Origin of the sequence: Candidatus Marifrigoribacter sp. Uisw_064 (assembly GCF_047730175.1) — a bacterium.
Lineage (GTDB): Bacteria > Bacteroidota > Bacteroidia > Flavobacteriales > Flavobacteriaceae > Marifrigoribacter.
The window spans coordinates 1,520,130-1,537,038 of record NZ_CP159833.1 but is presented as its reverse complement, the minus strand read 5'-3'; the positions used below and the strand labels follow the sequence as shown (position 1 = coordinate 1,537,038).

Annotated in this window: 17 protein-coding genes and 1 tRNA gene; 7 read left to right on the top strand and 11 right to left on the bottom strand. The window is 31.8% G+C overall.

The window, feature by feature from the left end; all coding sequences use genetic code 11:
• Positions 1-194 precede the first annotated feature (194 nt).
• The 11 genes from ABXT64_RS06955 to ABXT64_RS06905 form a co-directional block, all read right to left on the bottom strand.
• Positions 195-779, bottom strand: a complete 585-nt coding sequence (locus ABXT64_RS06955; protein ID WP_443632211.1) for a 4'-phosphopantetheinyl transferase family protein — start codon at positions 777-779, stop codon at positions 195-197.
• Positions 779-1,018 carry an acyl carrier protein gene (locus ABXT64_RS06950; protein WP_443632210.1) on the bottom strand — a complete coding sequence of 80 codons (240 nt, stop codon included), beginning with the start codon at positions 1,016-1,018 and terminating at the stop codon, positions 779-781. Before ABXT64_RS06950 ends, ABXT64_RS06955 begins: the two co-directional genes overlap by 1 nt.
• A 17-nt stretch (positions 1,019-1,035) precedes the next feature.
• Positions 1,036-2,304, bottom strand: coding sequence for a beta-ketoacyl-[acyl-carrier-protein] synthase family protein (locus ABXT64_RS06945; RefSeq protein WP_443632209.1), 1,269 nt, complete (start codon positions 2,302-2,304; stop codon positions 1,036-1,038).
• A 7-nt stretch (positions 2,305-2,311) separates the two neighbouring features.
• Positions 2,312-2,743, bottom strand: coding sequence for a 3-hydroxyacyl-ACP dehydratase FabZ family protein (locus ABXT64_RS06940; RefSeq protein WP_443632208.1), 432 nt, complete (start codon positions 2,741-2,743; stop codon positions 2,312-2,314).
• 1 nt (position 2,744) lies between these two features.
• A complete protein-coding gene (locus tag ABXT64_RS06935; RefSeq protein WP_443632207.1) occupies positions 2,745-3,545 on the bottom strand; it encodes an SDR family oxidoreductase in 801 nt (266 codons plus the stop codon).
• Positions 3,539-4,591, bottom strand: coding sequence for a type III polyketide synthase (locus ABXT64_RS06930; protein ID WP_443632206.1), 1,053 nt, complete (start codon positions 4,589-4,591; stop codon positions 3,539-3,541). The genes ABXT64_RS06935 and ABXT64_RS06930 overlap by 7 nt, the downstream gene beginning before the upstream one ends.
• Positions 4,588-5,253, bottom strand: a complete 666-nt coding sequence (locus ABXT64_RS06925; RefSeq protein ID WP_443632205.1) for a methyltransferase domain-containing protein — start codon at positions 5,251-5,253, stop codon at positions 4,588-4,590. Before ABXT64_RS06925 ends, ABXT64_RS06930 begins: the two co-directional genes overlap by 4 nt.
• Before the next feature lie 41 nt (positions 5,254-5,294).
• On the bottom strand, positions 5,295-6,422 hold the full coding sequence (locus tag ABXT64_RS06920; protein ID WP_443632204.1) for an NAD(P)/FAD-dependent oxidoreductase: 1,128 nt from the start codon (positions 6,420-6,422) through the stop codon (positions 5,295-5,297).
• 222 nt (positions 6,423-6,644) lie between these two features.
• A complete protein-coding gene (locus ABXT64_RS06915; RefSeq protein WP_443632203.1) occupies positions 6,645-7,532 on the bottom strand; it encodes a hypothetical protein in 888 nt (295 codons plus the stop codon).
• 189 nt (positions 7,533-7,721) lie between these two features.
• A complete protein-coding gene (locus tag ABXT64_RS06910) occupies positions 7,722-8,354 on the bottom strand; it encodes an alpha/beta fold hydrolase (protein WP_443634932.1) in 633 nt (210 codons plus the stop codon).
• 690 nt (positions 8,355-9,044) lie between these two features.
• A tRNA-Phe gene (locus ABXT64_RS06905) sits at positions 9,045-9,117 on the bottom strand.
• Positions 9,118-9,264: 147 nt separating this feature from the next.
• Here ABXT64_RS06905 and ABXT64_RS06900 point away from each other — a divergent pair.
• From ABXT64_RS06900 to ABXT64_RS06870, 7 genes are all read left to right on the top strand, one after another.
• Entirely contained in the window at positions 9,265-9,999 is a 735-nt protein-coding gene (locus ABXT64_RS06900; RefSeq protein ID WP_443632202.1) for a type III pantothenate kinase, read from the top strand.
• Positions 9,993-11,237 (top strand): hypothetical protein, encoded by a 1,245-nt coding sequence (locus ABXT64_RS06895; RefSeq protein WP_443632201.1) that lies wholly within the window; start codon positions 9,993-9,995, stop codon positions 11,235-11,237. Before ABXT64_RS06900 ends, ABXT64_RS06895 begins: the two co-directional genes overlap by 7 nt.
• Entirely contained in the window at positions 11,230-12,624 is a 1,395-nt protein-coding gene (locus ABXT64_RS06890) for a hypothetical protein (RefSeq protein WP_443632200.1), read from the top strand. The genes ABXT64_RS06895 and ABXT64_RS06890 overlap by 8 nt, the downstream gene beginning before the upstream one ends.
• Positions 12,625-12,644: 20 nt before the next feature.
• A complete protein-coding gene (lptC, locus tag ABXT64_RS06885) occupies positions 12,645-13,202 on the top strand; it encodes an LPS export ABC transporter periplasmic protein LptC (protein ID WP_443632199.1) in 558 nt (185 codons plus the stop codon).
• Complete coding sequence (locus ABXT64_RS06880) at positions 13,192-13,389, top strand: hypothetical protein (protein ID WP_443632198.1); 198 nt, start codon at positions 13,192-13,194, stop codon at positions 13,387-13,389. Before lptC ends, ABXT64_RS06880 begins: the two co-directional genes overlap by 11 nt.
• 39 nt (positions 13,390-13,428) lie before the next feature.
• Entirely contained in the window at positions 13,429-14,682 is a 1,254-nt protein-coding gene (locus ABXT64_RS06875; RefSeq protein ID WP_443632197.1) for a hemolysin family protein, read from the top strand.
• 88 nt (positions 14,683-14,770) lie between these two features.
• Positions 14,771-16,876 (top strand): peptidylprolyl isomerase, encoded by a 2,106-nt coding sequence (locus ABXT64_RS06870; protein WP_443632196.1) that lies wholly within the window; start codon positions 14,771-14,773, stop codon positions 16,874-16,876.
• Positions 16,877-16,909 lie beyond the last annotated feature (33 nt).

Here is a 16,909-nt window from a genome sequence, read left to right as displayed (position 1 = left end):
TAAAGGTCCCGATTATTTTAGCGAAATATAGATTGTACTTATTGTAAATTTCAACGATTGCTTTTTTTTCATTGGTTTTATCGTCAAACGTTTCCCACTTGCCAATAATTATTTGGCCGTTAAGCGTTATAGTCAAAGCTGTTATTAATAATAATAAAATAGGTTTTATTATTATGAGTTGTTTGTTGTTTCCACTAGTTTTTAGATTTTAGAATAGAATAAGCAGCATATTTTCCATGATGAGTAATGGAAATTGATTTATCTAGAAGTTTGTTTTTGTAATGAAGAGTAGGAACTCCTGTTTTTGTTTTTTGTATTAGTAGTTCTGCACAATTTAAAGAATTGTTTTTTGCAAAGTTATTCAATACTTGTTGATGAATGAAATTGCTTTGTTGTTTACTGTTGTTTTCTGTAAGTTGGAAAATACAAGTATCTATATCAGGGTTGTTAATTGTTGCAGTACTGAAAATGAAATTAGAGTTAATTGATGTATTTGTTCTTAAAGTTATTGTGTCAATCTTAACTTGACCATTTTTTGAAGAGTCTAAACTACATTCAATTTTTGTGGGGTTAAAAAATCTATTGCCCCCAGCTTGGATAAATACTTTGTATGCACTTTCTTTCATGCTCCATAAATGCCAAACAGTTGTAAATGGATCATTAGAAATAGATATAATGGACTGCTCTTTTATGGTAAAGATCTTTTGCATAAACCGTGGTCTTTCCCAATTAGAAGAGCGCCTTGTTTCGTTAATATCTATGATATCGTTTCCGACCATTATTTTTCAGAAATTTTAGTATTTATTACTTCTAAGGCAGCTTTTACATTCAACATTTTATCCATAGACTCATTGTCTAGTTCAATATCATACGTGTCTTCAATGTCTAAAATAACATCAACCAGGTTTGCGGAATTTATCTTCAAATCATTGATAAAATCAGTGTTCTCGTCCAAATTGTTATAAGCTTCTTCGTCTTGAATGTATGGTTTAACTATCGATTTTAACTCGCTGATCATTTCTTTTTTATCACTCATTATTGTTGGAGTTTTTTGAATATTAAACATCCGTTTACATCACCAAAACCAAAACTAGCTTTTGCTACAATGTTAACTTCTTTTTCAATTAAATTTCGAGGTATTCTGTCTTCAGAAATTAAGGAGGCTATTTGTTCGTTTACATCTTCGCAATTAATATTTGGGAAGATGAAACTATGGTGTATCTGCAAAACACTTGCAACACTTTCTATAGCTCCCGAAGCAGATAAGCAATGTCCGACCATTGATTTTAAAGAATTGATATAGGGAAAATCATTTCCTTTTAAATTTAGGGCTTTAGACCAGTTGTCTATTTCCGTAAAATCTTTACTGGTAGCAGTTAAATGCCCATTAATAGCATCAATATCTTTAGCTTCAATATTTGAATTGGCAACGGCATTTTTAATGCAGCGTTGAACAGCTTCCGAGTTAGGTGCAGTCATGGAACCCTCATTTCTTTGTCCTCCAGAATTTACTTCACCACCTAATATTTCGGCATATATAGTTGCGTTTCGTTCTAGTGCACTTTCCAATGATTCTATTACCATTGCACCAGCACCACTTCCAGGCACAAAACCAGAAGCAGAAGCACTCATTGGTCTAGACCCTGTTTCTGGAGATTCGTTGTGTTTGTAAGTTAAAACGCGAAGAGCATCAAATCCTCCCCATAGATAGGGTCCATGATCGCTTGTGCTACCAACAATCATTCGTTTTGCAAGTCCAGCTTTTATTCGATCGAATCCCATCAATATTGCTTCTGTACCAGTAATGCAAGCCGATGAATTGGTGGTTACTTGATTGCCTAAGCCTAAAATTCCACCGAGGTAGGCGCTAACTCCACTAGCCATTGTTTGAGCGACTACCGTACTGCCTAAGCGTCTTACTTTTTTATCATCTAACTTGTAAATGGCTTCTCTAAATTTTTCAACTCCAGAAGTTCCTGCTCCGAATATGGTTCCGCTTTCGAAGTCGGTGTTGTCCGTTATCGAAAGACCTGCATCTTTCCATGCATCCATTCCAGCCATACAGCCATAAAGTATACCAGAGCTATTAAAGTTTTTTAGTTGAAGTTCTGTAAAATAGTTTCGTTTTAATTCTTCCGAAACGTTTGGAATACCTCCGATACAACAAGAAAAGCCTAATTCTTTTAAAGTTTCGTGATATTCAATTCCAGAAGTTCCGTTTTTTACGGCATTCGTAAAATTGTCTAACCCAACTCCATTGGGAGAAACGACACCAAGACCGGTTATTACAATTCTTTTATCCATATTAATATTATATCATGCCTGCTATTTTACCTCTACAAACCAACACTCCTTCTTCGTTAAACATTTCCACTTTACATTTCAATTTATTGAACCTAAAATACTCTTTTTTACTTTTTACAATAACCTTCTCCCCAGGGAAAATAGGCTTAAAGAAATCCACTTCCGAAGAAGTTAAAGCAATATTTATTTCATTTAACGGATTTCCTGATTTACTCAAAAGATAAATTCCAAATGAAACCACTCCAATCTGAGCCATGGTTTCAGTTAAAATAACGCCAGGCGTAACAGGATTATTTTTAAAATGACCTTTATAAAAGTCGTGTCCAGCATCGTAGGTATAGGAACCAGTAATACCGTTTTCGTCCACCTCGAGTATTTCATCCACAAAAAGAAATGGATCTTGGTAGGGGAGTTTTGCTATTATTTCTTCGAATTCCATATTAACTTAAATGTTCTCCTCCGTTAACAGGAATTGTTACTCCTGTAATCCATTTAGATTCTTCTTTGGTTAATAGATAAACCACATTAGCAATATCTTCCGGTGTGGTGAGTCTTTTAAATGGATTTCGTTGGATAGTATATTCTTTTAGTTTTTCATTTCCTGGAATCATTCTTAAAGACGCAGTGTCTGTAATTCCAGCCTCTATACAATTTGCTTTAATTCCGTGTGGAGCAAATTCTAATGCAATGTTTCTTGAGATAGCTTCTAAAGCAACTTTAGCTGCAGAAACGGCCGCATAATTTTGCCATGCTTTTTTATTTCCTTCGCTGGTAAAACTTAAGATGCGAGCATCTTTTGAGAATATTTTTTTACTAAAAATATGCTTTGTCCAATCGTATAAACTAAAGGCCATGTTCTCCATCGTAATGTGAAAATCATCATTTTGTAATTCCCTAGCTCCATCAGCAGTCATGGGTTTTAAATTTCCTTTGGCAATACTATGAACTAAGCATTTCACTTTACCAGTTTCTTGCAAATTTTGTTCTAACTGGGTAAGGATAGATTCTCTATTTTCCGATTTTACCACATCTTTATTGAAATGAAGTAATTTTACTTTACTATTTGAAACAATCGCTTCAAATTCTGATTCAATAGCCGCAACATCGCTTTTTCGAGCCCGATAAATCAAGCATAAATTCAAGCCTTCTTTTGCGAGTTTTTTAGCAGTAGATAAGCCTAGTCCACTTGAAGCGCCAAGTATGATAGCCCACTCATTTTTATTTTCAAATTCTCTTACCATTTCAGTAGTAACCTTTGAGCTGTAAAACCTGGTCCAAAGCTCAGCATTAGTCCAATATCTCCTTTTTTAACACCTTGATTTATAAATCTTTCCAGTACGTAAAGTACCGTAGCACTTGACATGTTTCCGTAGTCCTTCAATACCGCTTTTGTAATATCTATATTCTTTCCCAAAGAACCAAATAGTTCTTCTATAGTTTGTACAATTTTTTTACCTCCTGGATGGAAAATGAGATGATCAACGTCTTCAATAGATAAATTATTTCGTTCTAAAAAAGGGTGTACAAATTTAGGGAAATGAGTAGCGATTTTTTCAGGTACTTCTTTATCCAAAACCATTTGAAGTCCTGTATTTTTAAGTTCAAATCCCATCATGTGTTCCGAATCGTAAAAATGATACATGGCTTCATCAATTATTTCGGGACCTTCTTCTTCTTCATAAGAAGAAAGTATGGTACAGGCACATCCATCTCCAAAAATAGCAGCACTTACAATGTTGACCATAGAAAAATCCTCAATTTGAAAAGTGGAAGTAGGAGATTCTATCGCTATAACAACCGCTCGTTTATTTGGATTCGCTTTAAGGAAATTGTTGGCGTATATCATACCAGAAATTCCAGCCACACAGCCCATTTCAGTAACAGGAAGTCTTACAATATCCTGTTTCATATCTAATTTATTTATGAGATAAGCATCTACAGATGGAATCATAATTCCGGTGCAACTTACAGTAATAATAAAATCAATATCGGTAGGATTAAGGCTGGCCTTATTTAACGCTTTGGTTAAAGCACCCTCAGCCAGTTTTATGGTTTCACGCTTATATATATCATTCTTTTCTTCAAATGAAGTTTTTAGAAATACTTCCTCAGCATCCATAATAGAGTACCTTCTTTCTACTCCAGCATTTTCGAATAGTTTAATAACTTTACGCTGGTACCGTTCATCTTGTCCAGATAGCCAAACCTTAAGAAAAGGAATTATTTCTTCGGTTGATCTTGTATATGGGGGTAGCTGTATTGCTACAGATGTTATTTTTACGCTCATGTTTTGTTAATTATCCATTGGTAACGAAATGCCCATCGCCAAGTTATGGTGCTTTTGAAATTTATTTTTTTTGAAAACCGATCTAGATCTTGGCGTTTAAATGCTTTTAAGATGGATGTTAAACCATCTTCTCTTGTCATCTCGTTACCAAAAACCGATGTTAATAATTTGAAAAGGTAGTAGGCCAACCAGTGACGATGTAAATCATTAATGACAACACCTATTTTGGCATTTTTAAGCAGGGTTTGAATAAAGTCTAAAGCAATAGGATCTTCAAAATGATGAAGAAACAAAGTACACATTGCAATATCGTAGGTGTGAGTTGCAAATTCTTTGGATAAAACGTCTTCTTTTTTGTAAGTTATTTCTGGGAAGTTAGCCGATAATTGAATGGCATAATCAATAGTGGCTTGATTTGCATCTATACCTAACAATTCGAATTTATAACCATTTTTTCTGCCAAAATGGGCGACTTTTCTCAGCATATCGCCATTTCCACAACCTAAGTCTACAATGCTAATCGTTTTGTCTTTGGGGTTGGTTTTTAATATAGTCTTAAGCGAATCAATAGTTGTTTTGTTACCGCCCAACCATTTATTTATATTGGCCAGTTGATCCAGTGAATTGATAAGAGTTTCACCGCTCATATCAAGGTCATCCATAATCTCAATTTTGGTGCTTCTATTTGTTGTATTTATAAACATTATAGTTCTGCTCTCATGATTTTACCGTGTGTTCTTTTAATGATATATGGCAATATAAACGGAAATGTCTTTAAAAACAACATAATCAATTCAGAAAATAATCCTAGTCTGAATACCCTTGCTATCATATGCCCCGACTTTAGTCTAACGCTAAACTCTTTGTTCCAAATTTTGATGTATTCGTTTTCTAATTCTGTTCTAGAGTTTATTTCTCCAGATTTAAATTTTAGAATTTGCTCAGAAGCCATTTGAGCCGCTCTGATCGCCATACTCATTCCATTTCCAGCTAATGGGTGAATCATCCCTGCACTGTCACCGCACATTAGAATATGGTTCTCTACGGGTTCTTTTTCCAAAAATGAAACTTGACTTATTGCTAATGGTTTTTCGAAAGCTAACTCATATGTATCGAAAACCTCTTTTAAATACTTGTTTTCACTAAGTACTTTCATTTGAAAATCGTCTATGTTTTTGTGTTGTTTAAATGACTTAAAATCTGCAATATAACAGATGTTTACTAGATTGGTTTCTACTTTGGAAATACCACAATAACCGCCTACAAAATTATGCAGTCCAACAGCATCTTCAGGAAAAGTTCCTTTGTAATGTGCTTTCACACCTAAAAATGGAGCATCTTTTTTAGTGAAATCTCTTTTCATTTTTACATCCAGATTAGATCGTTTTCCAAAAGATCCAATAACAAACTCTGAGGTATATTGCTTTTCTTGACTGGTAAATACCTGGAATTGATCGTTTTTGAATTGAATGTCAGTAACGTTTATATGCAATATTTGAGCACCATAATGTTTTGCTTTTTTAGACAACTCCCAATCGATGCAATAGCGGCTAATGCTAAAACCTCCAGTAGGTAATTTAGCGCTTATAGATCTGCTTCTGGGCGTACTTAATGTAAAATTAACTATGTTTTTTGCACCAAAGTCGAATGGATTAAAATCTAAGGCTTTTAAATAAGGTAATACCTCATTAGAAATATACTCACCACAAACTTTATGTTTGGGGTATTCGTTCTTTTCTATTAAAAGTACAGACAGTCCCTTTTTAGATAAATGTATTGCACTTGCCAATCCCGCTAGTCCACCGCCAACTATAATAATATCATAATACATTAAAAGATGTTCTGTTTTTGGTTGTTGTCTAAATTAACAAATAATTAAATAAAAACTCTAGGGATATTGTGAAAAGTTATCGCAGGTAGTATTTCATGTTAATGCACTACAACGGCTTTGTATAAGATTAGTTACGTGTTTTAATCACTAAATTTAGCAAATAAATCACAGATAGAAAGTCCACTAGGACTTTAGTAAATAGGCTAAAACGAGCAATTAATTTTATACGTTGTTAGGCAAAGTATTTTTTTCATATTTATTATGGATTATTATTATTGCTAATCCAAACAGGACAGCTACTACAATTAAAATTGCACTAATTAACCCGCTTACTCCGAATGACATACGGATTAAAATTGTTGAAACTACAAAACCAGAATTTCTTATTATTTTGTGAAATTTATCTGTGTAAAAGAAGGAAATTAACAGGAGAACGACATCCACTAATATCAGAACGGTGAAAAATTCGTCAAAGAATAAATTATTAACCGTTTCAAAACTGGGCAACTTGTTTGAAGTAAAGGAAATATCTGATGTCCAATTAAAAAGTGTAACCAAAGCCATTGTAAAAAATATTGGAACTAAAACAACGGCAATTATTTTCTTTCTACGAATGAATCTTTCAATTTTTAATTTATTGTTCTTTTGTTGCGTTGATTTTTGCATTCCTTGTTTTTGAAACTGAAAAATCAAATAGAAAAGAATAACTGAAGCCAAGATATCATAGGTAAATTGCAAATCTCCTTTTATTTCAAACCAGTCTGATGACAGTTCAAGAGCAGATAAATCTTTAAATAATTTTCGGATAATTATAAGTGTTATAATTTCATACTGTTTAGTTATGTAGGTGGTAAATGATTTTGGTAAGTAATAGATTAATAAGTAAACTTCATAAACAAGTATAAATGAGAATGGGGTGTAAATTGCCGATATCGGATTTTTAAATAATTCCGATTCTAAAGACAAATTTACTATACCAAAATTTGATAAGTAAATTAAAATTAAGTGAATAAAAAAGCCAAATAACGCAACATATAGTATTGTTTTTTCAATCCGCTGTTTGGCGTATTCAGATAGAAAAATTTGGTAAAGTTTATTTAATAAATTCATATTCTATTAAGTCTGATATATTTTGCCTAACGGTCTTGTATAAGATTTATGCGGCTTAAAATCCGAAGGTTTTTCAACCTAGTACAAATATTAATTGGTTGTTTTGGTTTTAAAATTTTTCTTTAAAGTTAGCATAAATTTTATACAGTGTTGTAACACGTTTTTATTTCATTATTATTTCTTCTATTTTTAAGTTGTCCGTTTTGTTCTGAACATGTTTAGAATTCTCAAGCAATACGGTTTTTTTATAGATGAAAATATTTTTGAAGTTCTTTTAAGCATTTTCTCACCAGGAAGCATAATATCATTTTTTGCTGCTATCAAAGTTATTGGAGTTTTAATTCCCTTTGCTTCTGCTTCACTGATAACAGGAACAGGCGTAAAGTCCATATTAAAATGTAAAAAAACTTTAGAAAGGTACTTTATCGCAAATTCATCTCGATCCGTAAACACTTCACTTAGAAATTTCTCTACAAATTTTATTTTTTTAGTTTTCATATATCGCTTCATAGGAATAAAGACTTTGAATAAAGCCTTTAAAGGGTTTCCATTTACGATGTAAGCAGGAGAGGCTAGATACACTTCTTTGATTTTATCTTCACTATTTATCAGTGTTTTCAAAATCACTAAACCTCCAAATGAAAATCCGACAAGTGTTACGTTATTTAAATTTAGTGATTGTATTATTTCATTAATCCATTTCCCATAAGAATCATCTTTCATGCTTAGTCTTGTTGCAGTACTTTTGTTAGGCTGAGCAAGAACATCAATAGCAAACACTTGGTACTGAGTTGATAAATTCGGATAAGTTTCTAAGCTAATTGGAGCGCAACCATTTGATCCATGTATTATAATTAAAGGGGGATCTAAGGGTTTTTTAAAGAGGGAAGAGCACAGTGTTAAAAAGTATATTTTAATATAATGGCAAAATTTTATGGGCTAAATATTATTAAGTGAATTATAGTTAAATAATGTTTATAAATACTTTCTATTGTTAATGGATTCGGATTCCGCATTGAGCACGAATAAATCATCAAAGGTTTAAATACAAGAGAGTTTCAAAATGAAGCTGCTTACAAAATTAATATTAGGGTTCATAACTTGCATCAAGAGTTTATTATTAGTGGTGCTTATGAAATATAGATTTTCGAAAGATTTTAAAACAAATACAAGGTGATATTATAATTGTAGAAGAAAATTAAATTTATAAATAAAGTGTAAATTTAATACCACCAAATACCAAAAACCCCGTAAATAAAGGATTTACTGGTTTTTTTGGTGGGTCATACTGGATACGAACCAGTAACATAAGTTATTAGCCCTTAACAGAAATATGTAATCGGATAAATAAAGGAATAATAAAGATATTAGATGTTAAGATGCTAAAACATAATGAATAGTCAAAAACATATTTTTATTGTGATCTGCAAATAATTTGAAAAATGTTATCCACAAATGTTATCCACTAAAAACAAAAAACCCTATAAATCAAATGTTTATAGGGTTTTTCTGTGGTGCCTCCAAGAATCGAACTAGGGACACATGGATTTTCAGTCCATTGCTCTACCAACTGAGCTAAGGCACCTGCTTAAAAGCGATGGCAAATATAGCCTTATTTTATTTTGTAAAAAATATAAATTTAAAAAAAATTTAATTATTTTTTCAATGTTTAAAGAATCTTTAACTTACCATTAAAATATTCATTTGTATTTTTAAGCCTTTATATAAATTCATGAACTTAATTATAGATGTAGGAAACACGCTTGTAAAGCTTGCTTTGTTTGAGAATCAAGTACTTCAAGAAAAAAGAAGCTGCCATATTAATGATTTTTCAGAAGTTCTTGAAGAACTAGAAAAGGCTTTTCCTACGATTCAAAAAGTAATTATTTCTTCCGTCGGCAACTTTCCTCGAGAAGATTTTTCAGCGTTAAAGAAAAAATATGCTGTTTTTGTTTTAAGTCAGAAGGCTAAAGTTCCATTTAAAAACGAATATGCAACTCCAAAAACATTAGGAGTCGATCGTATTGCATTGATAAGTGCCGCAGCAATTAAATTTCCTAAAGAAAATGTACTAGTAATTGATGCTGGTAGTTGTATAACGTATGATTTTTTATCAGACGACAACAAATATCTTGGAGGAGCTATTTCTCCAGGAATTAATATGAGATATGAAGCTTTACATAATTTTACTGATAAGCTTCCTCTTTTAGATAAGGAAAAGCCAAAAAAGTGGATTGGTAACTCTACAAAATTATCGATACAAATTGGTGTTGTTAAGGGAGTTACAAATGAAATTGAGGGCTTTATTTCCCTATACATTGAAAAATTCAAGAATTTAACAGTTATTTTAACAGGAGGAGACGCTGATTTTTTGCGAGATAGCTTAAAAAATGACATCTTTGCGGACTCTAATTTTTTGTTAGAAGGATTAAATTATATTCTAGAACATAATAAAGATTCATGTTGAAACGTATTTTAGTAGTATTAATCATTTTTATTTCAGGTATTTCTTTAGCTCAAGAAGGAACTACTTCACCTTATTCTTTCTATGGAATTGGAGAAATAAAGTTTAAAGGAACAGCTGAAAATCGCGCTATGGGTGGTATAGGCGTTTTAACTGACAGTATTCATATAAACCTACAAAATCCAGCAGGTCTTGCAGATTTAAAATTGATTAATTATTCAGTTGGAGCAAGTCATCGATACTTAACACTGGACACAGATGCTGAAAAGCAAAGAACATCGACTACCTCATTAGATTATATTGCTATTGGAATTCCGATGGGTAAGTTTGGAGCAAGCTTTGGGCTTATTCCTTTTACTTCTGTTGGATATCAAATAGATTCAAGCACAGAAGGCACTACAACACAATTTACAGGAACCGGAGGACTTAATAGGGCTTTTTTAAGTCTTGGATATAAAGTGACCCCCAAATTAAGTGTTGGAGTAGAAACTAGTTATAACTTTGGAAATATTGAAAATACCTCTTTCAATCATGTATTAGATGAATTTCAATACGGAACTAAAATTGTTAATAAATCAGATATTTTAGGATTCAGTTTCAAATTTGGAGCGTTTTATAAAACAATGGTTTCAGAAAAATTAGAATTAACAACATCTGCTACATTTACTCCTGAAAATGATTTTGTAATTGAAAATTTCAAACAAGTTTCAAGTGTAATTAGGAATGATCTAGGAATTGATCTTACAGCGTATGAATTTGAGATTATTGTAGAAGACACAAATTTAAAGTACCCTTCTCAATTTACAATTGGTGCAGGTATAGGAAAGTCTAAAAGTTGGTTTGTTGGCGCTGAATATACTGGTATAAAAACGAGTAATTTTGCAAACAGTGCTTTCTCAATTGCCGATGTAACTTACACGGATGCATCAAATTTTGGTATAGGAGGATATTATATTCCTAATTATAATTCTATTGGAAATTACTGGAGTAGAGTAGTTTACCGAGCAGGAATTCGATACGAAGAAACAGGAATTAACATAAGAGGTGAAGACATAAACGAGTTTGGCATATCTTTTGGAGTTGGTTTACCAGTTGGACGAATATTCTCAAATCTAAATTTAGGATTTGAATTGGGACAACGAGGAACTAAAAACCAAGGATTAGTCAAAGAAAACTTTTTCAACACAATAATAAGTCTATCTTTAAATGATAGATGGTTTGAAAAAAGATATTATGATTAAAACTACTAACACAAACATTATGAAAATGAAAATGAAAACAATCTTACTTGTAACTCTTATAGCGCTAAGCTTTGGAAGTAAAGCTATTGCTCAAGCTAATAATGACTGTGTTGTTACATTATCTTTATTTGTTGAACCTGCAAAAGCAAAAAACTATGATGCAGCACTTCCACATTATGAAAACGTTGTAAATAACTGTCCCTCTTATAGTATTGCTACCTATCAATATGCAGCAAGAATGTTTAAACATTATATTAAAGAAGGAGATCAATCTAAAGTAAAAGATTTAATAAAAGCTTACCAATATCAAATGCAATATTTCCCTAATAAGATTAAAAAAGGGAGAACATTATCAAGAATTGCACAAATAAATTATGATAATGAAATCGGTACGAAGCAAGAACAATTCGATAGTTTTGATGAAGCATTTAAACTAGATGAAGAAACTTTTACAAGTCCGAAAAGTTTATACACTTATTTTTCATTAGCTAAAGGTTTATTTGATGCTGGTAACAAAGATGTTCAAGATGTATTCAATCTATATGATATTGTTTATGAAAAAATTGAGAAAGAAGAAATTGACTTAGCTTCTAAACTTACTCAATTATTGGATAAAGAAGAATCTGGAGAAAAATTGACTTCAAAAGAGGGAAAAAGATTGAAAGCATATGAAAAAAACCTAATAGCATACGGTACAGTAAAAGGTAGTGTCGATGGTAAGTTAGGTATTATTGCAGATTGTCCAAACTTAATTCCATTATATACAAGAGATTTTGAAGCAAACAAAAATGATGTGTCTTGGTTAAAGAAATCGGCAGGTAGATTAAATTCTAAAGATTGTGAAACTCCATTGTTTTATCAAATGGTACAACAATTACATACGCTTGAACCTTCTGCAAAATCTGCATATTACTTAGGGATTTTAGCGACAAAAGATGATAAAGATAGTGATGCATTAAATTACTTTAATCAATCAGCTGAGTTAGAAACAAACCCTAGTGATAAAGCCAAAGTATATTATAAGATTGCTGAAAACTTTAGAAAAAGTGGTGCGTATGGTAAAGCAAGAAGCTATTATCGTAAAGCCTTAGATAACAAACCATCATTTGGTACTTGTTATTTAAAAATAGCTCAAATGTATGCGAAGAGCTCAAATGGTTGTGGTACTACTGTTTTCGAAAAAAGAGCCGTAAACTGGTTAGCAATGCAAATGGCTGATAAAGCAGCAAGAGTAGATGCTTCAACTGCAAAAAATGCAAGAGCAGCATCAAGCAGCTATAGACAAAGGGCTCCTACAAAAAGTGATATCTTTAGTGAAGATATGGCAGGAAAAACTATTACCTTTAACTGTTGGATAGGTGGAAGCGTAAAGGTTCCTAATTTATAAGAATGAACAAAACAAATTATATGTTTAAAAGCGTGATAGCAATAGTATTTGCCATCACGCTTTTTGCATGTGAAGGAAATAAAAAAAATATTCAAAAATTAAACTTAAAAGATGAAGCCCCTATTGCAATGGGCAAAAACATTAATTTAAAATATACAGATTCTGGGAAAGTAGTCACCAATTTATTAGCACCAGTACTTTGGGACTTTTCAAATTTTGAATTTCCTTATCAAGAGTTTCCCGAAGGAGTCACTGTTTATTTTTGGAACGACAAACAAGAAAAAACAACCATAACTTCTAAGTATGCCATTCGTTATGAAGGCACTAATATGGTCGATTTAAGAGACGAGGTTGTTCTCTTAACAAGTGATAGCTTAGTATTAAATGCCGAACAATTATATTGGGACCAAAAAAACCAATGGGTTTTTACAGACCAACCCTATCGTATAGAGTTTAATGATGGGTCTTATAATGATGGAGCTACATTCGACTCAAGTGAAGATTTTAAAACTTTCATTTCAAGGAAAAATCAAGGAGTACAAATTATTGATAAAAAAGAAATAACCGATGAGCAATAAAATATACCGCCTTTTTGAATATGCCTATATTCTTATGGCAGCATTATCTCTTTATGTTGTAATTATTAATTGGGAAGAAGATAGATATCGATCTTATTTATTTGCTTTTTTTGGAATTGTAGCTATTTTTATGTTTTTCTTTAAAAGAAAATTTAGAAAAAAAATGGAAGAGCGTAATAAAGAATAATAAATACAATATGCTTACACTTTATTTAGGCAATACTATATGGAATATCATATAATCATTATTATAACGATGTTAATTCTTTCCGCCTTTTTCTCGGGAATGGAAATTGCCTTTGTGTCCTCCAATAAAGTACATATTGCTATAGAAAAACAACAAAGTGGGTTTTTAGCAAAGGTGTTAAATAAACTAACACATCGTCCTTCAAAATTTATAGCTACCATGCTAGTGGGGAATAATATTGCCTTAGTTATCTATGGGCTCTATATGGGTGATTTATTAGTGCAATTTATAGCTCTTGAAGGTTTTATAGCATTATTAGTACAAACTATTATTTCGACGGTTATTATATTGCTAACTGCTGAGTTTTTACCAAAAGTATTTTTTCAAATTTATGCGAATAGCCTTTTGAAAATTCTTGCAGTACCTGCCTATTTTTTTTATATCATCTTTTCTGTAATTTCTGAATTTGTTATTTGGATCTCTGATAAAATTCTGAAACTAATTTTTAAAACTGAAGGTGATAGTGTTCAGCTAAGCTTTAGTAAACTAGAGTTAGGAAATTATATTTCTGAACAAATGAATTCTATTGAAACGACAGATGATATAGATAGTGAAATACAAATCTTTCAAAATGCACTCGATTTTTCAGAAGTAAAATCAAGAGAAGTTATGGTTCCCCGAACTGAAGTAGTTGCAGTCGATATTTATGCTAGCCCAAAACAATTACAATCTCTTTTTATAGAAACCGGACTTTCAAAAATTTTAGTTTATAAAGATAATATCGATAATATTTTAGGTTACATACATTCATTCGAATTATTTAAAAAACCTAAATCTCTAAAATCTATCCTTATTCCTGTTGTTTTCGTACCAGAAACCATGTTAGTAAAAGACGTACTTAATGTACTAACAAAAAAGAGTAAAAGTATTGCTGTAGTTATAGATGAATATGGCGGAACCTCTGGAATTTTAACTGTAGAAGATATTATAGAAGAATTATTTGGTGAAATTGAAGATGAACATGATTTACTTGATCATACCGAAACAATTATTAATAAAGACCATTTTATTTTCTCTGCTCGATTGGATGTTGATTATATAAACGAAACCTATAAGTTAAATTTACCCGAAAACGAAAATTATGAAACTTTGGGAGGAATGATTGTTTATTATACCGAAGATATTCCAGATAAAGATAAAACAATTGATATTGAGGACTATAACTTTAAAATACTTGAAGTTTCTACCACAAAAATTGAGCTTGTTGAAATAAAAAGTAGCAGTAAAGATTAAATTCTAAAATTTTCTCACATTTTTCAATCTAAGTTTTTTATAAAGCTTGGAAAATGGTATTTTCGCCCCCTATAAATTAGAATGAAAGATGGCAATATTAAACAGTATTAGAAAAAGAGGTGTATTCCTTATCATTATTATAGCATTAGCACTATTCGCTTTTGTTCTTGATGGAGTAATTAATAAAGGTACGAGTTCTCCTAAAGGAGAAACAAATATAGCAACCATTAACGGGACAGATATTCCTCGGGAAGGTTTCATGAAACAAGTTGAAGCTGCCCAACGTAATTTAGGCGGAGGTAGTTCTACAACTCAAGCAATGAATGTTGTTTGGGAACGTGAATTACGTCGCATACTACTTAATGAACAATATGAAGCATTAGGTCTTACTGCTGAAAAAGAGCAAATAAGTAATTCGTTACGTACTGCTTTAGCCAATAATCCAACCTTCCAAAATGAAGCAGGTTTATTTGATGAAGGTAAAATGCAAGAATACATTGCAGATATAATATCTCGAAATGGTGTTGAATACCAACAATGGTTAGATTTCGAAGAGAATATTGCAGCAAATGTATTAGAAACCAGCTATTTTAATCTTGTAAAAGGAGGTTTAAGTACTACCCTAGTAGAAGGAGAACAAGAATACCGTTTCGAAAATGATAAAATCAATATTGAATATATTCAAATTCCTTATTCTAAAATAGCAGATGAAGATGTTACGATTTCGGATGCTGAAATTGAACAATATGTTAAAAGTCATGCTTCAGAGTTTGAAATAGATCCGCAAGCAGATATTCAATATGTTGCTTTTTCTGAAAAACCTTCACAAACAGATATTGAAGATGCCAAAATTTCAATCGAATCTCTATTAGAAAGTAAAATTGAATATAATGCGGTTACTAAAACTAATGATACTTTACCTGGTTTTAAAAACGCAACCGACAATCAAGACTTTGTTAATGCAAATTCAGATCAACCATTTTTAGACAAATGGTTTTTTAAATCTGAATTACCTGCTGCTATAAAAGATACCGTTCCATCTTTAGCAATTAATTCAGTTTATGGACCCTTTAAAGTGGATAATTCATATAACTTAACAAAACTTATCGGGAAAAAACAATTACCAGATTCTGTAAAGGCTAGGCATATATTAATTCCATTTTTAGGTGCTTCTAGCTCAAATCCAGATGTAACTCAAACTGAAGCTCAAGCAAAGGTAACTGCAGACAGTATTCGTAGTGTATTAAAAAATGACCTTTCAAAGTTTTCTTCTTTAGTTGAAACATTTTCAGCAGATACAAACAGTGTTCCAAACGGTGGAAGTTATGACTGGTTTAATTACAATGCAATGGTACCTGGATTTAGAGATTTCTGTTTTGAAATGAAAAAAGGAGACTTAGGTGTTGTTAAAACAGATTTTGGTTTTCATATTATTGAAGTTGAAGGTCAAAAGAATTTTCAAGAAGTTATAAAAATAGCAACAGTTTCAAAAGCTATTTTGGCTTCGGAAAAAACACTTAACGATGTCTTTTCTAATGCAACAAAATTTGAATTAGAAGCTGCTAAAGGTGATTTTGCAGCTTTAGCTACTGAAAAAAGTGTTGATGTTCGTCCTGTTAACAAAATTGGAGAATTAGATGCTAATATTCCTGGTATAGGTAATAATAGAAGTATAGTTAATTGGGCATTTCAAGAAGATGTTAACGTAGGTGATGTAAAAAGATTTAGTATTGCTGACGGTTATATTATTGCACAGGTTACTAGAAGAAATGGTAAAGCTTTAATGAGTGTTGCCGAAGCTTCTGCTAGAATACTTCCTTTATTAAGAAACGAAAAGAAAGCTAAATTAATTCGTGAGTCTATTAATTCAACTGTAATGAATGAAATTGCAACGAACCAAAACGTTACTGTAAAAACTGCTACCGCCTTAACAATGGCTAGTCCAACAATTGCTGGTGCAGGTACAGAGGCTAAAGTTGTTGGTGCTTCATTTGGTAAAGATGCTGGAGAATACACTCAATTAATAGATGGTAAATCTGGGGTGTTTATGGTGCGTGTTTTAGCTGTAAATAAAGCTCCCGAGTTACAAGACTATAGCTCTTTTGCAAAAGAGACTCCTTCAATAAATACAAGTATATACGAAGCTTTAAAGAAAGCTGCGGAAATTGAAGACAATAGATCTGATTTCTATTAAACATTAAACTATTTGATATAAAAAAAGCCCCGT